Consider the following 2,133-nt stretch of genomic DNA (forward strand, 5'->3'; position numbering starts at 1 on the left):
GGGAGGAAGGGGTGCTGCTCGCTGTGGCCTCCCTGCTGTCCTGGAAGCCGACGTGAGGGCGGTGTGTGGGAATGGGCGCGCGCGGGGTGGGGTTCCGGTCTGATGATCCACCGTAATGCTTGCGCGTGCATATAATCACTCTTCACCTGATCTCTGGGGGACGCCATGACGAACCGTCGCTTCCTGTTCCTGCTCGGCAGCAGTCGTCAGGGCGGCAACACCGAGCTCCTCGCGCGCCGGGCCGCCGAGCAGCTGCCCGACGGGGTCGAGCAGGAGTGGGTCCGGCTCGTCGACCGGCCGCTTCCCGACTTCGCCGATCTGCGGCACGACGAGGGGTACACGGCACCGGCCGGCCCCAACGCGCGGTACCTCCTCGACGCCACCCTCGCCGCGACCGACCTCGTCATCGCCTCGCCGCTGTACTGGTACTCCGTCTCCGGGCTCACGAAGCGGTACCTCGACCACTGGTCGGCGTGGCTGCGGGTGCCCGGGGTGGACTTCCGGGGGACCATGGCCGGGCGCACGCTCTGGGGGGTGACCGCGTACGCCTCTCGCGCGTCCCTCGCGGACCCTCTCGCCGGGACCCTCCACCACACCGCCGCGTTCATGAAGATGCGCTTCGGCGGGGTGCTCCTCGGGAACGGGACCGATCGGGAGGACGTCCTCAGGGACGAGGAGGCGATGGCCCGGGCGAAGAACTTCTTCTCGGAGGAGGCACCGTTGGCGCGGTTTCCGGACGAGGTCGGGTGAGGGGGGTTGGTGGCGCGGTGTGGGTGGTCGTGGGTACGCCGGTGACGACGTCAGGCCGTGATGTCCTTCGCCGTGAAGCGGGCCCATGCCGCTGAGCCGAATGTTGCCGCGTACAGGGCCTGGAGGGCGAGGTTCTTCTGGAGGTCCGGCCAGTAGACCGGTTCTCGCATGAGGTCGGCGAAGGAGAGCCAGTAGTGGGGGAAGAGGTAGGGGTGGACGGCGTGGAGCTGGGGGATCTGGTCGATGATCTGGACGGTGATCAGGAGGCCCACCGTCGTCGCCATCGCGGCGATGCCGCTGTTGGTCAGGGTTGAGATGAACAGGCCCAGGGCCGCCACGCCCATCAGGGACGCGGCGACCACCAGGGCGATCAGGAAGGCACGCCACAAGCCCTCGGCGAAGGTGATGCGCGTGCCGGAGATCGTCGTCAGGTCGCCGAGGGGGAAGAGCAGCGCGCCGACCGCGAGCGCGGAGAGCGCCACGACGAGGGTCGCGATCAGGCAGAACGCCATCGTCGTCAGGTACTTCGTGAGCAGCAGCCGGGTACGGCCGGCCGGGGCGACCAGCAGATAGCGCAGCGTCCCCGCGTTCGCCTCGCCCGCGATCGCGTCCCCGGCGATCACGCCCACGGCCATCGGCAGGAAGAACGGCAGGGTCGCCGCCAGCGCCGTGAACACCAGGAACAGCCCGTTGTTGGTGACCTGCGAGATGAACGCCGGACCGCCCTCCCCTCCCCCGCCGCCGGGACCGGGCCCACCGGCCGGGGAGCCGTCGCCCGTCTCGATCCGTACGGCGATGCCGACCAGCACCGGGACCGCCGCGAGGACGCCGAGCAGGGCCAGCGTCCGCCAGCGGCGCAGCGTGATCGCCAGCTCGCTGCGCAGCAGGCCCAGCGTCCACAGCGGGCTCGGCGCCCGCACCGCCGGTGCCGTCTCAACCCGCGACATCGAACCCCTCTCCGGTCAGCTCCACGAACGCGTCCTCCAGCGAGGCCCGCCGCAGGGCGAAGCCGCGCACCCTGACGCCCGCGGTCACCAGGGCCGCGTTCACCTCAGCGAGGTCGCGCTCCGGTGGCTCGGCGGTGACCCGCTCGCCCTCCGACGTCACGTCCGCGAGACCCTGTTCCTTCAGCACGCGCGCCGCGTCCGCCGGGTCCGGCGTCGTCACCACCAGCCGCCCGCGCGTGCGCGCCGCCAGCTCGCCCACCTCGCCCTGGACGATCAGCCGGCCGCGCGCCATCACCGCCGCGTGCGTACACACCTGCTCGATCTCGTCCAGGAGGTGGGAGGAGAGGAAGACCGTCGTGCCGTCCGCGGCCAGTTCCCTGATCAGCGCGCGGATCTCCCGCATGCCCTGCGGGTCGAGGCCGTTCGTCGGCTCGTC

2 protein-coding genes and 1 pseudogene are annotated in these 2,133 nt (G+C 71.3%); 1 reads left to right on the plus strand and 2 read right to left on the minus strand.

The genetic code is table 11. The features are described 5' to 3' along the window. The first annotated feature begins 165 nt into the window (after positions 1-165). Positions 166-750, plus strand: a complete 585-nt coding sequence (locus AOK24_RS42165; RefSeq protein ID WP_055725163.1) for a flavodoxin family protein — start codon at positions 166-168, stop codon at positions 748-750. A 50-nt stretch (positions 751-800) separates the two neighbouring features. On the opposite strand, the gene AOK24_RS42170 is transcribed toward AOK24_RS42165, so the two are convergent. After that, entirely contained in the window at positions 801-1,697 is an 897-nt protein-coding gene (locus AOK24_RS42170) for an ABC transporter permease (protein ID WP_055725164.1), read from the minus strand. Further along, positions 1,684-2,133 (minus strand): annotated as a pseudogene (locus tag AOK24_RS42175) (ATP-binding protein DrrA1-3 family domain-containing protein); the annotation flags it as partial. The pseudogene AOK24_RS42175 and the gene AOK24_RS42170, both read right to left, overlap by 14 nt.

Source organism: Streptomyces niveiscabiei, assembly GCF_001419795.1.
GTDB lineage: Bacteria > Actinomycetota > Actinomycetes > Streptomycetales > Streptomycetaceae > Streptomyces > Streptomyces niveiscabiei.